The organism is Clostridium polyendosporum, assembly GCF_018332455.1.
Classification (GTDB): Bacteria; Bacillota; Clostridia; order Clostridiales; family Clostridiaceae; genus Clostridium_AY; species Clostridium_AY polyendosporum.
In genome coordinates this window covers 19,055-36,826 of the sequence record NZ_BOPZ01000003.1, presented here as the reverse complement: position 1 = coordinate 36,826, position 17,772 = coordinate 19,055, and the positions used below count along the sequence as shown (strand labels likewise).

The window sequence follows — 17,772 nt, the reverse complement described above, 5'->3', positions numbered from 1 at the left end:
GTATAGATGATTGTGCTTGATGAAAAAAAAGACTTGAACTATCATAAAGAAACTTATATTGCGTTAGGAAGTTTTGACGGCTTACATATAGGACATTTAAGCTTAATAGAAAAAACAATTTCTTTAGCTACTGAAAATAATGGTTTAAGTATGGTTTTCTCTTTTAAAAATCATCCATTAACCTTAGTTAATAAAGAGATAGCACCTAAGTTGCTAATGGACAATGAAACTAAGCTTGAGATTATTGAAAAATTAGGTGTAGATATATCTTGTATAGTTGAGTTTGATGAAAGTTTTATGAGAATTGAACCAGAAGAGTTCATTAGAACATTAGTAAAAAAGTATAAAGCTAAGGGAATTATTGTAGGCTTTAACTATAGATTTGGTTATAAAAACCGAGGGGATATAGCTCTTCTTAAGAGTTTAAGTAGAGAAATAGGTTTTGCACTATATGTTTTAAATGCATATAACTATAAAGATGAAGTAGTAAGCAGCACAAGAATTCGCGAATGTATTTCTAACGGTAATATAGAAGAATCTAATGTAATGCTTTTAAGACCATATATGCTTAAGGGTAAGGTTAAGGAAGGGAAAAAAATAGGAAGAACTATTGGTTTTCCAACAGCTAACTTAGATTATAATAAAGATTTTGTAATACCTAAAGTTGGGGTTTACTATACAAATGTTAAACATGATAGTAAGATTTATAAGGGTATTACATCTGTTGGATTCAATCCTACAGTTAATGGTAGAGAGTTGACAGTAGAAACAAATATTTTAGATTTTAAAAAAAATATTTATGGAGATGAATTAAAAATATATTTTATTGAAAGAATAAGAAATGAAAAAAAGTTTAATTCATTACAAGAACTGCAAAGTCAACTTTACAAAGACAAGGAGTATGCAGCAGAACATAAAGTTGTAATTAACTCTTAAAATTTATTTACATTCATAAACGCTTCTGTTATAATACCTTTGAGAACCTAATCCTAAGAATATAGTCTTGCCGTCTTTATTCTTGGAATTAGGGGATAATTTACGGAGGTGTATGACACATGGATAAGGCAAAAAAACAAGAAATAATAGCTAAACATGCAAGACATGAAGGAGATACTGGTTCACCAGAAGTACAAATAGCTTTACTTACTGATAGAATCAATTCTTTAACTGATCATTTAAGAACTCACAAGAAAGATCACCATTCAAGAAGAGGTCTTTTAATGATGGTTGGTCAAAGAAGAGGGCTTTTAAATTACTTATCTTCTCAAGATATTGAAAGATATAGAGATATAATTGCAAAATTAGGTATAAGAAGATAGTCAATTAGAGCGGTTATACCGCTCTATTATTTTAAATTTATAAGAAAAATTTTACATATTGGACCGAAAGGAGGTACTTACATGAATTATATTCATGAAACTACTGTAGCTGGAAGAAAAATGCAGATTAAATTTGGAAACTTAGGAATGCTTTCAGATGCTGCTATTCTTGTGAGCTATGGTGACACTGTAATACTAACAAATGCTAATGCTTCTGAAAACCCAAGAGAAGGGATAGACTTCTTTCCACTAAGTGTAGAGTACGAAGAAAGATTATACGCAGTTGGTAAGATACCTGGTGGTTTTATTAAAAGAGAAGGAAAACCATCAGAGAAAGCAATTCTTCACGGCAGAGCTGTAGATAGACCAATAAGACCTTTATTCCCAAAAGGTTATAGAAATGATGTTCAAGTTGTTTGTACTGTAGTTTCAGTAGAAAACGATAATCTTCCTGAAATTCTAGCAATTAATGCTGCATCTACGGCATTATGTCTATCAAGCATACCATTTACAACACCAGTTGGCGCTGTTCAGGTTGGCCTTATAGACGGTGAATTTATTATAAATCCAAATTCAAAACAAAGAGAAGAAAGTTCTCTTGCATTAACAGTTTGTGCTACTAAAGATAGAGTAATGATGATTGAAGCTGGTGGCGATGAAATTCCTGAAGATGTTATGATTAATGCTATAAGTTTTGGTTTTGAAGAGTGTAAAAAGATTGTAGCTTTCCAAGAAGAGGCTATGAGATTATATGGCAAACCAAAGAAAACACCTGTTTTATATAAGGTTGATGAGGAAATTGAAAAGGATGTAAGAGAATTTTCACTTGAACTAATAAAATCAGGTATGTATATAACGGATAAAGATGAAAGAAATACTGCTATGGATGCAGTTAAGAAGCAAATTAATGAGCATTTCAAAGAAAAGTATCCAGATAATATGTCAGATGTTAATGATGTAGTTTATAGAATGCAAAAAGAAATAGTTAGAAATATGCTCTTTAATGAAAAAAGACGTCCAGATGGAAGAAGATTTGATGAGATAAGATCAATCGGTTGCGATGTAGATATATTACCTAGAACTCACGGAACAGGATTATTTACTAGAGGTCTTACTCAAGTTATGACTGTTGCAACTTTGGGAGCAATAGGTGATGTTCAAATTTTAGATGGCATTGGAGAAGAAGAATCTAAAAGATATATGCATCATTATAATTTTCCATCATATAGTGTTGGCGAAGTTAGACCTTTAAGAGGACCAGGAAGAAGAGAAATAGGTCACGGTGCATTAGCAGAGAGAGCACTAGAACCTCTTATACCATCTGAAGAAGAGTTCCCATACACTATAAGATTAGTATCAGAAGTATTAAGCTCAAATGGTTCTACATCACAAGCAGCTGTTTGTGGTTCTACACTTGCACTTTTAGCAGCTGGTGTACCTATAAAAAGACCAGCAGCAGGTATTGCAATGGGACTAATAACTTCAGAAGATTTATCTCAAGAAGAAGTTCTTACAGATATACAAGGTATAGAAGACTTCTTTGGGGATATGGATTTCAAGGTTGCAGGAACAGAAGTAGGTATAACTTCTATTCAGGTTGATACAAAGATAGCTGGTTTATCAAGTGATTGTATAAAGACTGCTATATATAATGCTAAAAAGGCAAGATTAGTAATCTTAGATAAGATTAAGGAATGTATTCCACAAACTAGAGAAGAAGTATCCTTATATGCACCTAAGACTGCTACAATTCAAATAGATCCAGATAAAATTAGAGATGTTATCGGAACAGGCGGTAAGGTAATTAATAAGATTATTGCTGATACTGGTGTTAAGATTGATATAAAGGATGATGGAAGAATTTTTGTATCTTCTTCTGATTCAATTGGAGTAAAGCAAGCGCTTAAAATAATTGAAGGTTTAACAAAGGAAGTTAAAGCTGGAGAGATATATCTTGGTAAAGTAACTAAGATTGCACAATTTGGAGCATTTGTTGAGATATTACCTAGCAAGGAAGGTCTTGTTCATATCTCAAAGTTAGATGTAAATAGAGTAAATAAGGTAGAAGATATAGTTTCTGTTGGAGATGAAATTCTTGTTAAAGTAACTGAAATAGATAATCAAGGAAGAATTAACCTTTCTAGAAAAGATGCCATACTAGATTCAGAAGAAAATAAACAACAACAAGAATAAGAATGAAAGGCAATTTTTAGTTGCCTTTTTATTTTTATATATGGAGGAGTTCAATATGTATAATTTATACAAACTTAAAAATGGTCTAAGAGTAGTTACAGAATATATAGAACATGTTAACTCTATAAGTGTTGGCTTATTTGTTGAAAATGGATCAAGAAATGAAGTTGTTATAAATAGTGGAATTTCTCATTTTATAGAACATATGTTTTTTAAAGGTACGAAAAATAGAACTGCAAAACAAATTGCAGAAGATATTGAAAATGTTGGAGGCCAAATTAATGCGTATACTAGCAAAGAATCTACCTGCTATTATATAAAAACATTAAATACACATGTAGATTTATGTATTGAAGTTCTTTCTGATATGCTGTTTAACAGCAATTTTAATGAAGAGGATATAGATAAGGAAAAAGGTGTAGTTATTGAGGAGATAAATATGAATGGAGATTCACCTGAAGATGTACTTGCAGATATCCATGCAAAGGCTGCTTTTGGGGAAGATTCACTTTCATATCCTATTTTAGGTTTCATTGATACTGTTAAGTCTTTTAATAGAGCAATGATACTTGATTATTTAAAAAAACACTATACACCTAATAATTGTGTATTATCAATATGTGGAAAATTTGATAGCAAGCAGCTTGAGGATTTGGTAGAAAAATATTTTGGAAACTGGTGTGTAGGTAATGAAATCAGAACTGAATATACAGCTCCAATTTTAAAAGATAATTTCTTATTTACTGAAAAGAATATAGAACAACTTCATATAAATCTAGGATTAAAAGGTGTTCAGCTAGGTGATGAAAAAGGATATAGTTTAATATTGCTAAATAATATTTTAGGCGGGGGAGCCTCTTCTATATTATTTCAAAAGATAAGAGAAGAATTAGGATTGTGTTATTCAGTTTATTCATACATGCTTTCTTATAAAAATATAGGATTACTAAACATTTATGTAGGATTGAGCCCTGTTTATGGAGAAAAGGTAGTAGAGGTTATTAAAGATGAGCTAGACAAATTTATTAAAACAGGTATAAGTGATGATATGCTTTCCAAAAATAAGGAAAAAATTAAGGCTAATTATATTTTAGGACTTGAAAGCACTAGTAGTAGGATGTTTAGTAATGGTAAGTCAGTGTTGTTTTTAAATAGAATAAATAAACCCGAAGATATAATTTTAAAGATAGATGATATTAATTATGAATCAATATCATATATATTTGAGCAGTGTTTTAAACCAGGTATAGTAAATGGTGCATTTGTAGGGAAAAATGTAGAGCATAAAAATATTTCTCTATTAGCACAAAAAGAGGTAATAGCATACAATAATATTGACAATAACATTTAATGGAATAAATCACCTGATAACATCATAATTTGATGTTAAAGGGGGTAATGTCTATGAGTGATAATGTCAAGTTTTTAAGTGAAATAGAGCGTTATGAAATTATAAATGTAAATGATGGTGAGAAATATAATTCTCTAGCTAGTAATGATATAATAATTGATAACGAAGGGTGTTTACAATTTCTCATCATCAATTTGAATGCTTCTAAATTCAGTATTTTTGGAGGCAATGAATTCTTGGAGATTCCTTGGGAGTATGTTAAAAAGATCGGAGCTAGAACAATAATTTTAGATGTGGAAGATGATGTGATTAAAAGAACGAAGTTGTAAGCCAAGAGGAGTGATAGCTTGAATATTATAGTACAAAAGTTTGGAGGTACTTCAGTATCAACTGCTGAAAGAAGACAACATGTAGTACGAAAGATTAAAGTAGCTATTGAGGAAGGATATTCTCCTGTCGTTGTTGTATCAGCTATGGGACGCAAAGGAGAACCTTATGCTACTGATACATTATTATCACTAGTAGAAAACAGCTTTAAAAAACAAGATAAGCTTTCATGTGATCTTTTAATGTGCTGTGGGGAAATCATTAGTTCTGTTAAAATGTGTGAGGAACTTTACAAGAATAATATAAATGCAGTTCCTCTAACTGGAGGACAAGCTGGAATTATAACTGATAGTAACTATTCAAATGCATCTCTAATTGATGTTGATACAAGAAAAATCATCAAAATAATATCTGAAGGTAAGGTTCCTATAATAACAGGATTTCAAGGCGTTGATAAGAATGGCTATTTTACAACACTAGGAAGAGGTGGAAGTGATACATCCGCATCAATTCTTGGTGTTGCTTTAGGAGCTCATGAGATTCAAATATACACAGATGTAGATGGAATCATGACTGCTGATCCGAGAATAGTTGAGAATGCAAATTTAATAGATAAAATAAGTTATAATGAAGTTTTCCAATTTGCTGATCAAGGGGCTAAAGTAATTCACCCACGAGCAGTTGAAGTAGCAATGAAGGGTAATATCCCTCTTGTTATAAAGAATACTCTATCAAACTGTCAAGGGACAATAATTGACAGATTAGGTGATTCTGATAATTCTAGAATTGTTACTGGTATTACTCATATGGGAGATAGAACTCAAGTAATCATAAAGCTCGATGAAAATAAAGAAAATAAAGAATTTAGATGTGTATTAGACATGTTAGCATCAAGTAAAATAAGTTTAGATTTAATTAATATCTTTCCTACAGAAAAAGTATTTACCATAGATTCTGAGGACAAAGAAAAGCTTGAAAATGTATTAAAATCAAAAGAATTATCTTATTCCATTGTAGATAATTGCAGTAAAATTGCTATTATAGGTTCTCGAATGAAAGGTATACCAGGTGTGATAGCAAAAATAGTGAATGTTTTAGATGAAAATAATATTGAGATTTTACAAACAGCAGATTCTCATATGACGATTTGGTGTCTGGTTCATTCATATAATGTTGAAAAAGCGATTAAAGCTCTTCATAAAGTTTTTATGTAAGTAACTGTATAACCATATACTTACCTGTGCAAAATAACAATGTACAGGAGGAATGGTTATGAGCGAAAAAAGAAACCTTGATGAAAGTGAAGAAAAGAAAGTTGATTCAAAGATAGAAGCAGTAAAAGAGTTTGGGAACACAAGTGTTGTTAAGAATGATCAAAAGATACAAATACTTCCTATTATAGGGCAGATTGAAGGGCATGGTGTTTTACCACCTCAATCAAAAACAACAAAATATGAACATGTTATTCCTCAGCTTATTGAAATGGAACAAAATGAGAATGTAAAAGGAATTCTAACGGTATTAAATACTGTAGGAGGAGATGTTGAAGCAGGTCTAGCAATTGCAGAAATGATACGAAGCTTAAGCAAGCCAACAGTTTCTTTAGTAATTGGTGGAGGCCACTCAATTGGAGTTCCACTAGCAACTGCGGCTAATTACTCTTTTATATCTCCTTCTGCAACGATGATAATACACCCAATAAGAATGAATGGTTTAGTGATAGGTGTTCCACAAACATTTAAATATTTTAATAAGATGCAAGAAAGAATTAATGAATTTATAACCCGAACTTCTAAAATGGATAAGGATACTCTTAGGCATTTAATGATGCAAACAGATGAGCTACTTAATGATATGGGAACTATTTTGATAGGAAAAGAAGCTGTAGATTGTGGTTTAATAGATGAAGTTGGGGGAGTTAAAGAGGCGCTTTCTAAATTGAATTCAATGATAGAATTAGATAAGCCATAGGAAAACCTATGGTTTATTTATATGTATTAAAGGAAAATCTTTTTATTTGTAGAAAATATTAAGTGGGGTGATTATGTATGGCTAAGAAGAGGTTAAAAACAAAAAAAACTATAAAAGATAAGAATTCAGATATAACAGGTATATTGCTAATTGCCTTAAGTTTAATTATGATGATAAGTTTATATACAAGCTCAGCTGGATATCTATCGTATTTTTCTAAGTTTTTTTTCGTATCTTTAATAGGTATGGGGGCGTTTATACTCCCTATTTATTTAATATACATTGCTATATTGTATATTAAAACCAAAGGAGAAGTTACTCTTTCTAAAACCTTTTGGGGCGTAACTGTTCTAATAATAAATACATTACTTTTAATACAAACTATAACTTTTAGGGAGTTTTATGATGAAACCAGTCTTATGAATTCATTAAGAGCTATTGTTTTTGCTAAATCTTCTGTTCATAGTGGAATAATTGGATTTTTAATTAATTTTCCCATATACAAATTGGTTGGGTCAGTAGGATGTTATATCATATTTATTTCATTTTATTTTATATGTTCAATAATATTATTTGATTTTACTTTAGAAGATATAGGATTTAACATTATAAAAACTATACCTAAAAATAGAAGTACTAAAGATAAAAATCAGGATACTTTAGTTAAAGATGAATTTATAAAGATAGAGGATAAAAGAATTCCTGATAAGGAAGAGTTTATAAATGGGATAAATAATAAAATTAAGATATTAGATTTTATGAAAAGTTCTTCTATTCATGAAGAAGTAGGTGGCGAGGAAGCAGTTTCAAGAAATACTATAGTTGAGAATAAAAATATTGAAGTGCATAACAGGGAAAATGAAAAGCAGAAAACCTCCCTAGACAATGAAATGAAAGAGGTTGTTAATAAAGAACTTTCGGAGAAACTTATGGATCCATCTAATAATGTTGAATATCAATATCCATCTACAGGTGTTCTTAACATTAACACTAATTTAAAAATGAAAAAAGAAGATAAAAAGGATCTGATATCTAATGCTGCTAAGTTAGAAGAAACACTGAACAGCTTTGGAGTTGAAGCTAAAGTTATTCAGGTGACTAAAGGTCCTTCTGTAACTAGATTTGAATTACAACCTAGTGCAGGAGTCAAAGTAAGTAAAATTGTTAATCTATCTGACGATATAGCTTTAAGTCTTGCAGCCAGTGGTGTGAGAATAGAAGCTCCAATTCCTGGGAAATCAGCAGTAGGGATTGAGGTACCAAATAAAGAACTTACTGCGGTTTTTTTACGAGAGGTTTTAGAGTCAGATGAATTTATAAACACATCTAATAAACTTGCTTTTGCATTAGGTAAAGACATAGGTGGCAAATGTGTTATTGCAGATTTAAGTAAAATGCCTCACCTTTTAATAGCAGGGGCTACAGGTTCAGGTAAGAGTGTATGTATAAATACATTAATAATTAGTATATTATATAAATACTCACCTAATGAGGTAAAACTTCTTATGATTGATCCTAAGGTGGTAGAATTAAATGTATATAATGGTATACCTCAACTATTAATCCCTGTTGTAACCGATCCTAAAAAGGCTGCAGCAGCACTTAATTGGGCGGTTAATGAGATGACACGTAGATATAAGTTGTTTGCAGATAATGGAGTTAGGAACGTTGAATCATATAATTTACTTTTTTCAAAAGGTATAGTTAGTGAAAAACTTCCTTGGATTGTTATTATTGTAGACGAGCTTGCAGATCTTATGATGGTTTGCCCCAATGATGTGGAGGATTACATAGCAAGATTGGCTCAGATGGCTAGAGCTGCAGGAATGCATCTGGTTATTGCAACCCAACGTCCATCTGTTGATGTTATAACAGGAGTTATAAAAGCGAATATTCCATCTAGGATTTCCTTTGCAGTATCAAGTCAGGTAGATTCAAGAACTATATTAGATTCATCAGGAGCAGAAAAGCTTCTAGGAAAGGGAGACATGCTGTTCTATCCTGTTGGTGAATCTAAACCTTTAAGAATTCAAGGAGCCTTTATATCTGAAGGAGAAGTAGAAAAAGTGGTAAGCTTTATAAAAGGAACATCCAGCGAAATAAGTTATGAATCTGATATAATAGAACATATAAACAGTGAATCCACTCAAGCCACAATAAGTGATGATAGAGATGAACTACTGGATGAAGCTATAAGAATAGTTGTTGAAACAGGCCAGGCATCGACTTCATTTTTACAGAGAAAATTAAGAATTGGGTTTAATAGAGCAGCTAGAATTATGGAACAATTGGAGGAAAATAACATTATTTCTGAAAAAGATGGAAGCAAACCAAGACAGGTTCTTATAACAAGAGAGGAACTAGATGATATGTATTAAAAAATACTTGTGTTAAATGAGAAACAGTTTTAAAATTAATTTATGAATTCTTTTTACAACGCAGATTTTTACAACACAGGAGGAATTAAATTGATAAAATATAAAGTAGGATTAGTAAGTCTAGGATGTGACAAAAACAGAGTAGATTCTGAAATAATGTTAGGTAAGGTAAAAACTGACTATGATATAACCAATGAACCAAAAGAGGCAGATATTATTATAGTAAATACTTGTGGTTTTATTGAAAAAGCTAAGCAGGAATCTATAGATACAATTTTAGAGATGGCAGAATATAAAAATAAATATAATTGCAAGCTTTTGATTGCTACTGGATGTTTAACACAAAGATATGGTGAAGAATTAGCAGATTTAATGCCTGAAATAGATATTATGCTTGGTGTTAATGACTATAATAAAATTAATGAACTTATAACAAATTTTATTAAAGAGCAAAAAAAAGTATTAAGTTTAAATTACAGTAATGAAAATATCAATGAAGGTGAAAGAATTATTACTACAGATAAAGAAACTGCTTATATTAGAATAGCAGAAGGCTGTAATAACTTCTGTACTTATTGTATAATTCCTAAAATAAGAGGTAAATACAGAAGCAGATATAAAGAAAATATACTTAAAGAAGCAAAAGCTTTAGCTTCTAATGGTGTAAAAGAAGTTATATTAATTGCTCAAGATACTACAAGCTATGGAATTGATATATATGAGGAAAAGAAACTTCATGAATTAATAAGAGAAATAAGCGAAATAGATGGTATTGAATGGATAAGAGTTATGTATTGTTATCCAGAAGAAATAACAAATGAACTTATAGATGAAATTGCTATAAATTCTAAAGTATGTAAGTATATAGATTTACCAATACAGCATATTAGTAGTAAAATTCTAAAACTTATGGGAAGAAGGACAACTAAAGAAGCAATTATAAATAAAATAAATACTTTAAGAGAAAAAGTTCCTAATATAGTTTTAAGAACATCACTTATTGTAGGTTTTCCTGGAGAGAATGATGATGATTTTAAGGAACTAAAAGATTTTATTAGAGAAATAAAACTTGATAAGGTTGGGGTGTTTAAGTATTCACAAGAAGAGGGAACCCCTGCAGCAACTATGGCTGATCAAGTATCTGAAGAATTAAAGGATAAGAGAGAAGAATTGCTTATGCTTCAACAATTAGATATATCAGAAAAACTAAATACTCAAAAGGTTGGCCAAATATATAAAGTACTAGTAGAAGGTTTTAATGGAGAATATCATTACGGAAGAAGTTATGAAATGGCTCCTGAAATTGATGGTAACATATTTATAAATACAAATAGAAAATTAGAAAAAGGCGAATTTGTTGAAGTAAAGATAATAGAATCACTGGAATATGATTTAATGGGAGTTGTTTGTGATGAACTTAGCTAATAGACTTACATTACTTAGAATTTTGTTAGTGCCGATTTTTTTAATATTGATTGCTGTTAAACAAATACCATATGGTAGATCAATAGCAACTGCTGTTTTTATTCTAGCATCTCTTACAGATAAACTTGATGGTTACATAGCTAGAAGTAGAAATCAAGTTACTCGTTTTGGTAAGTTTATGGACCCATTAGCAGATAAACTTTTGGTAACTTCAGCTCTTATATCTTTGGTAGAACTGCAAGTTATACCAGGATGGGCTGCTGTAATAATCATTGCAAGAGAGTTTGCTATATCTGGATTAAGAACTATAGCTGCATCTGATGGGATAGTAATTGCTGCTAGTTGGTGGGGGAAAATTAAAACTGTAGTACAAATTGTTGCACTAATTCTTCTACTTTTAAAAGTAAATATTGGATCTTCTGTATATTTAACTAAATTAGTAGAAAAACAAGAATTTCTAAATTCATCTTTTCAATACTTACCTAATATAGCTGTATATCTAGCTGTAATTATAACGGTTGTTTCTGGTATTGATTATTTTAAGAAAAATAGATCTGTTATAAATACTGAAAAGTAGTGATTAGAAATTTAATATATGTAAATAATTTTAAGTAAAAGTTCCTTACTATAAGGAACTTTTATTTGCAGTCATTTAACTAAGTAAATCTAATGAAAACTTAATAGGCTCTATACATATTAAGTTTTATTTTCTAGTTGACTAAAACAATTAATTATTTTATAATTGAGAGAGAACAAGTGTTCGAGAGAGGATGGTGTCCCAAATGGGTGTTAATTTAGAAAAGTTAAAAGCCATTGAAGTTGCTATGGGCCAAATTGAGAAGCAATTTGGTAAAGGTTCTATAATGAAATTAGGCGAGCACAGTACGTTGAATTTAGATGCAATATCTACTGGATGTCTTGATTTAGATATAGCATTAGGAATTGGTGGAGTACCAAGAGGAAGAATTATAGAAATATATGGACCAGAAAGTTCAGGTAAAACAACTGTTGCGTTACATATTGCAGCTGAAGCACAAAAAATTGGTGGAGCAGTAGCATATATTGATGCTGAGCATGCTTTAGATCCTAGTTATGCTAAGGTATTAGGTGTAGATATAGATAATCTTGTGGTTTCTCAACCAGATACAGGAGAACAAGCTTTAGAAATTACAGAAGCACTTGTGCGTTCAGGTGCAATTGATGTATTAGTTGTAGATTCTGTTGCTGCATTAGTTCCAAGAGCTGAAATAGAAGGTGAGATGGGGGATGCCCATGTTGGTTTACAAGCTAGGCTTATGTCACAAGCTTTAAGAAAATTAGCTGGTACGATAAATAAGTCAAAGTGTGTTACAATTTTTATCAATCAGTTAAGAGAAAAAGTTGGTGTAATGTTTGGTAATCCCGAAACAACACCAGGTGGTAGAGCTCTAAAGTTTTATGCATCAGTTAGAATGGATATTAGAAGAATAGATTCAATAAAACAAGGTGATAGTGTAGTTGGTAACAGAACAAGAGTTAAAATAGTAAAAAATAAAATAGCGCCACCGTTTAAGCAAGCAGAATTTGATATAATGTATGCTGAAGGAATATCAAAAACTGGAAATATAGTAGATGTTGGTGTAAAAGATGAAATTGTACAAAAAAGTGGGGCTTGGTTCTCATACGGTGATGTAAGATTAGGTCAAGGAAGAGAAAATGCTAAGCAATTTTTAAAGGATAATCCTGAAATTGCATTAGAAATAGAAAATAAAATTAGAGAAAAGTATAATCTACCTATTTATTCAATTAAAAAAGAAGATAAAGCAGAGGAAAAATAAATCGCTAAAAATGCGATTTGTTTTTTTGTAATAATTATTAGTATTTTTGTAAATAATATATCACATATAAGTTGTATAATGCTTTAATTTTAGTTTTCTTTACACTCATATCATTAACTTGACATAATTTTATTTTTAATATACAATAATAACAAATACTGGTTTATCATATTCAAATATTTACAGTAAGAATAATATGACACCTTTTTACGCTTTCATATTTACTTTAATACATTGCTTAACTACGCGAAGGAGGTGTTTATATGTTTGAAGTATTAATTGGCTTAGTAGTTTTAGTTATTTTAGGGATAATTCAATATACTGTAATTCAAAAAGTGTCTAAACAAAAAATTTCAAGTTTAGAACATGATGCACAAATAACTCTAGAAAATGCTAAAAAGGAAGCCGAAGCTATTAAAAAGGAATCAATTTTAGAGGCAAAAGAAGAGGTTCATAAACTTAGAAATGATTTTGAAAGAGAGTCTCGTGAAAGAAGAAGTGAAATTCAACGATTTGAAAGAAGATTAATCCAAAGAGAAGAGTCATTAGATAAGAAAGGTGACGTTCTTGAAAAAAAGGATGAGAATCTCAATAAGAAAATATTAGAGGTTCAACAACTTGAACAAAGTATACAGGAGCTTTATGCAAAGCAACGTGAAGAACTTGAGAGAATATCAAATCTTTCAAGTGAAGAAGCAAGACAAATTCTTTTAGATGAAATTAATAGAGAAATAAAGCACGATGCAGCTATTATGATTAAAGAAGTTGAAGCGAAAGCTAAAGAAGAAGCTGATAAAAAGGCTAGAGAAATAATAACAACTGCAATACAAAGATGTGCTGCTGATCACGTTTCTGAATCCACAGTTCACGTCGTTGCTCTACCGAATGATGAAATGAAGGGTAGAATAATAGGTAGAGAAGGTAGAAATATTAGAACATTAGAAACTCTTACTGGAGTAGATTTAATCATAGATGATACTCCAGAAGCAGTAATCCTATCCAGCTTTGATCCGATAAGAAGAGAAGTTGCAAGAATTGCTTTGGAAAAATTAATAGTAGATGGAAGAATTCATCCAGCTAGAATTGAAGAGATGGTTGAAAGAGCTATAAAAGATGTAGATAACGACATCAAGGAAGAAGGAGAACAAGCAACCTTTGAGACTGGGGTTCATGGTTTACATCCTGAATTAATTAAACTTCTAGGTAGATTGAAATATAGAACAAGTTATGGACAAAATGTTCTTAAACATTCTATAGAAGTTGCATACTTAGCTGGTTTAATGGCTTCAGAGTTAGGTTTAGATGTTAATCTTGCTAGAAGAGCAGGATTACTTCATGACATAGGAAAAGCCGTTGATCAAGAATATGAAGGACCACATGCTTTAATTGGTGGTGAGTTAGCTAAGAAGTATCATGAATCTCCTATAATTGTTAATGCTATTGCAGCACACCATGGTGATGTTGAAATGCAATCTTTAGAAGCGGTGTTAGTTCAAGCTGCAGACGCTATTTCAGCTGCTAGACCTGGAGCTAGAAGAGAAACACTAGAAGCTTATATAAAGAGATTAGAAAAACTCGAAGAAATTGCAAATTCATACGAAGGTGTAGAAAAGTCATATGCCATTCAAGCTGGTAGAGAAATTAGAATTATGGTTAAACCAGATCAAGTTGATGATGCAGGGGCTATTGAAATGGCAAGAAATATTGTTAAGAATATAGAAGAACAACTTGAATATCCAGGACAAATAAAGATAAATGTAATTAGAGAAACCCGTGCTGTTGATTACGCAAAATAGTAAATAAGATACATTTTGTTTTATACAAAATGTATTTTATTTTTAAAAACATATCTTAATTAGAAGGATTTTCTTCCTTTATATAGAATTTATATATATAAGTAAGTTTTAGTATTTGTTGTAAACGATATCTATCAATAAATATGTAGGAGGGTAAATAATAATGGAAGTATTAAAAGTATCAACTAAATCAAACCCTAATTCTGTCGCAGGGGCATTAGCGGCTATAATTAAGGAGAAAAATATTGTTGAAATCCAAGCTGTTGGAGCCGGAGCAATAAATCAAGCTGTTAAGGCGATAGCTATAGCTAGGGGATTTGTAGCTCCGAGTGGTAAAGATATAATTTGTGTTCCTGCTTTTACTGATATTCAAATTGATGGAGAAGAAAGAACTGCAATAAAATTAATAGTACAACCTAGATAATTTTAGGGGACAAGCTATATCCTCTTTATTTGATGCCATTTCACAAAGTGAAATCTGGCTCAGATTTAATAGGTTCGATATGTATTAAATTTTATTTATCGTTATTTTAGAAAGTGAAAGCTGAGTAGGCATCTAGCCTACTCAGCTTTATTTATGTGTGCCCAGCATGGGCGACAACTTGGCGATGAAAGTTCGTTGTGGGATTGGTAGTGGGAACCACTAGACAATGACAAGAGCGTCCATCGTGAGGTGGAGTCTGAAGGAAGCCGGAGGCAAAATCTCGGCCTGGGGGACACAAACCACATATAAGGCTTGCTAGGAAAGTTGTATCTTAATCACGGAAGAGTAGTTTAAATAAATAATTAAAATTTTCTCAGTGGCTTAAGGCGATTTCGTTAAGAAAGTGCAACTCTTTCAATGATAGCGAGTCTGGACCTTTTAGAAGTGAATTGAAGTTATGAAGAGAATTTCTTTGTATAGCTACGTGTAGGAAGTGATAGCTGGGATACATTTTTATTTACATTCAATCAATATGGTGCTATATTTTATATATGTATGCTATAAATAGGGTGTATTAGATGAAATATGCTGATTTACACATTCATTCTAATTTATCAGATGGTGTTTTAACTCCATAGTAACCTTGTTTCAGATGGGGGATTAGTATCTTCAGTCAGCACATGTATAGATACACAACTTCATAACTGAACTTATAATTCATGAAAAAGCATTGCATGTCGAGGCTATTTTCATGAATTGATTAAAGATTGAAGTTATTTATCTTTAGTAGGGTTATAAGCTCTCGCCTCTATAAGCGGTGAGTTACTCACATATTAGGATATTTTATTGATATAAACAATGTTAGCTTAAATAAAGCTATGAAATATATTGAAAAAGCTCCAGTGTTAGCATATGCTGGTAAAATACATAAATATATGATGCTTAAGAAAACAATAAGCATTTAAAATTTTGAAGTTTATCATCCAGGACATACTAAAGTCCAAATTAATAATTACTATGATTTAAGTAAAAAATATAAATTAATTATAACTGAAGATAGTGATTGTCATGAGTCAAATATATGTGATCATAATACAGTTATTGGAAGGTATGAAATAAATTAAAGTAATTTATATAAAATAATTAATTTTAACAATAGATTAAATGGAGGTATACTATGAAATTTTCAACTAAAATAAGTTCATTATCACCATCTTTGACATTAGCAATAACTGCTAAAGCAAAAGAGATGAAGAGTAATGGTCTGGATGTTATAGGATTTGGTGCTGGAGAACCAGACTTTAATACTCCAAATAATATAATCCAAGCAGCAATAAAAGCAATGAATGAAGGCCAAACTAAATATACACCAGCATCTGGTTTAATTGAATTAAAGAATGCCATAATTAATAAATTAAAAGTAGATAATAATTTAGAATATAGAACTTCACAAGTAATTGTTTCAACAGGTGCTAAACAAAGTTTAGCTAATCTTTTTATGGCGATACTAAATCCGGGAGATGAAGTACTAATACCAATACCATATTGGGTAAGCTATCCTGAATTAGTTAAAATTGCTGATGGTGTTCCAGTTTTTGTTGAGACGTTAGAAGATGAAAGTTTTAAATATAATGTAAATATACTTGAAAAAGTTATTACTTCAAAAACAAAAGCGATAATTATCAACAGTCCTAATAATCCTACTGGAACAATTTATACTGAGGAAGAATTAAGAGAAATTGCAGATTTTGCAAAAGAACATGATTTAATTATTGTTTCAGATGAGATGTATGAAAAACTTATATATGGAGATGGTAAACATATAAGCATAGCTTCTATTTCTGAGGATGCTTATAAAAGAACAGTTGTTATAAATGGATTATCAAAATCTTATTCTATGACTGGATGGAGAATAGGATATGCTGCTGGTTCAGAAGAGATTGTTAAATTAATGACAAATATACAAAGTCATATGACTTCTAATCCTAATACAATTGCTCAAGTAGCTTCTATAGAAGCATTAAATGGTCCTCAAGATGAAGTTGAATCTATGAAATCAGAATTTGAAAAAAGAAGAGATTTTATGATAGAAAGAATAAATCAAATTGATGGTTTAAAAACAATTTATCCATCAGGGGCATTTTATGTTATGGTAAATATATCTAACTATTTAAATAAAAAAATCGGAGATACTATTATAGAGAACTCCATTCAATTTTCAGAAGAGCTACTAAAAAGAAACAATGTAGCTGTTATACCAGGAAGTGCTTTTGGATTAGATAATTATATTAGATTATCTTATGCAACTTCAATGGATAATATAAAGTTAGGTCTAGATAGAGTGGAGAAATTTGTAAATTATATAAAAAAATGCTAACTTGACCAAAAGTTATTGAAATTTTGCTAAAAAATTATTATAATATAATAGTTAACTATAATAAATATAAAAAATGATAAAGAGGTGCATGAAATGGTTACAAGAGAAGTAGTAGTTAAAAATTCAACAGGTTTACATGCTAGACCAGCAACATTATTAGTTAAGAAGGCGTCTTCATTCAAGTCAGATATAAGCCTTGAATTCAATGGAAAGAAAGCAAACGTTAAGAGCTTAATCGGAGTTCTTTCTTTAGGAGTAACAAAGGATGCAGTAGTAAAAGTTGTTGCTTCAGGTGATGATGAAACTTTAGCAGCTGAAGAAATTGCAAAAGTAATCGAAAATTTAGAAGAATAATACATAAAAAAGGTTCCTTTGGAACCTTTTTTATTATTGT

At 30.7% G+C, this 17,772-nt stretch carries 15 protein-coding genes; all 15 read left to right on the top strand.

Features of this window, described 5'->3' with window-relative positions; translation table 11 throughout:
- Positions 1 to 6: 6 nt before the first annotated feature.
- The 15 genes from CPJCM30710_RS02275 to CPJCM30710_RS02205 all read left to right on the top strand — a co-directional run bounded on the left by CPJCM30710_RS02275 (position 7) and on the right by CPJCM30710_RS02205 (position 17,732).
- Positions 7 to 936, top strand: a complete 930-nt coding sequence (locus CPJCM30710_RS02275) for a bifunctional riboflavin kinase/FAD synthetase (protein WP_212902552.1) — start codon at positions 7 to 9, stop codon at positions 934 to 936.
- A gap of 119 nt (positions 937 to 1,055) precedes the next feature.
- Positions 1,056 to 1,319, top strand: a complete 264-nt coding sequence (rpsO, locus tag CPJCM30710_RS02270; RefSeq protein ID WP_212902551.1) for a 30S ribosomal protein S15 — start codon at positions 1,056 to 1,058, stop codon at positions 1,317 to 1,319.
- 81 nt (positions 1,320 to 1,400) lie between these two features.
- A complete protein-coding gene (locus CPJCM30710_RS02265) occupies positions 1,401 to 3,512 on the top strand; it encodes a polyribonucleotide nucleotidyltransferase (protein ID WP_212902550.1) in 2,112 nt (703 codons plus the stop codon).
- 55 nt (positions 3,513 to 3,567) lie between these two features.
- Positions 3,568 to 4,863: a M16 family metallopeptidase gene (locus CPJCM30710_RS02260; RefSeq protein ID WP_212902549.1), complete on the top strand. Its 1,296-nt coding sequence runs from the start codon at positions 3,568 to 3,570 to the stop codon at positions 4,861 to 4,863.
- Between the two features lie 53 nt (positions 4,864 to 4,916).
- Positions 4,917 to 5,192 (top strand): YlmC/YmxH family sporulation protein, encoded by a 276-nt coding sequence (locus CPJCM30710_RS02255; RefSeq protein WP_212902548.1) that lies wholly within the window; start codon positions 4,917 to 4,919, stop codon positions 5,190 to 5,192.
- Positions 5,193 to 5,210: 18 nt separating this feature from the next.
- On the top strand, positions 5,211 to 6,404 hold the full coding sequence (dapG, locus tag CPJCM30710_RS02250; protein ID WP_212902547.1) for an aspartate kinase: 1,194 nt from the start codon (positions 5,211 to 5,213) through the stop codon (positions 6,402 to 6,404).
- Positions 6,405 to 6,462: 58 nt separating this feature from the next.
- Complete coding sequence (locus tag CPJCM30710_RS02245; protein ID WP_212902546.1) at positions 6,463 to 7,161, top strand: ClpP family protease; 699 nt, start codon at positions 6,463 to 6,465, stop codon at positions 7,159 to 7,161.
- Positions 7,162 to 7,238: 77 nt separating this feature from the next.
- Positions 7,239 to 9,539: an FtsK/SpoIIIE family DNA translocase gene (locus tag CPJCM30710_RS02240; protein ID WP_212902545.1), complete on the top strand. Its 2,301-nt coding sequence runs from the start codon at positions 7,239 to 7,241 to the stop codon at positions 9,537 to 9,539.
- A 90-nt stretch (positions 9,540 to 9,629) separates the two neighbouring features.
- The gene (gene rimO, locus CPJCM30710_RS02235) at positions 9,630 to 10,964 is read left to right on the top strand and encodes a 30S ribosomal protein S12 methylthiotransferase RimO (protein ID WP_212902544.1); all 1,335 of its coding nucleotides are present in this window, start codon (positions 9,630 to 9,632) and stop codon (positions 10,962 to 10,964) included.
- The gene (pgsA, locus tag CPJCM30710_RS02230) at positions 10,951 to 11,541 is read left to right on the top strand and encodes a CDP-diacylglycerol--glycerol-3-phosphate 3-phosphatidyltransferase (protein ID WP_212902543.1); all 591 of its coding nucleotides are present in this window, start codon (positions 10,951 to 10,953) and stop codon (positions 11,539 to 11,541) included. Before rimO ends, pgsA begins: the two co-directional genes overlap by 14 nt.
- Positions 11,542 to 11,746: 205 nt before the next feature.
- Positions 11,747 to 12,781 (top strand): recombinase RecA, encoded by a 1,035-nt coding sequence (gene recA, locus CPJCM30710_RS02225; RefSeq protein WP_212902542.1) that lies wholly within the window; start codon positions 11,747 to 11,749, stop codon positions 12,779 to 12,781.
- Positions 12,782 to 13,044: 263 nt separating this feature from the next.
- Positions 13,045 to 14,577, top strand: coding sequence for a ribonuclease Y (gene rny / locus CPJCM30710_RS02220; RefSeq protein WP_212902541.1), 1,533 nt, complete (start codon positions 13,045 to 13,047; stop codon positions 14,575 to 14,577).
- Positions 14,578 to 14,740: 163 nt separating this feature from the next.
- Positions 14,741 to 15,001 (top strand): stage V sporulation protein S, encoded by a 261-nt coding sequence (locus CPJCM30710_RS02215; RefSeq protein WP_212902540.1) that lies wholly within the window; start codon positions 14,741 to 14,743, stop codon positions 14,999 to 15,001.
- Positions 15,002 to 16,178: 1,177 nt separating this feature from the next.
- On the top strand, positions 16,179 to 17,378 hold the full coding sequence (locus CPJCM30710_RS02210) for a pyridoxal phosphate-dependent aminotransferase (RefSeq protein WP_212902539.1): 1,200 nt from the start codon (positions 16,179 to 16,181) through the stop codon (positions 17,376 to 17,378).
- A gap of 93 nt (positions 17,379 to 17,471) precedes the next feature.
- A complete protein-coding gene (locus tag CPJCM30710_RS02205) occupies positions 17,472 to 17,732 on the top strand; it encodes an HPr family phosphocarrier protein (protein WP_212902538.1) in 261 nt (86 codons plus the stop codon).
- Positions 17,733 to 17,772 lie beyond the last annotated feature (40 nt).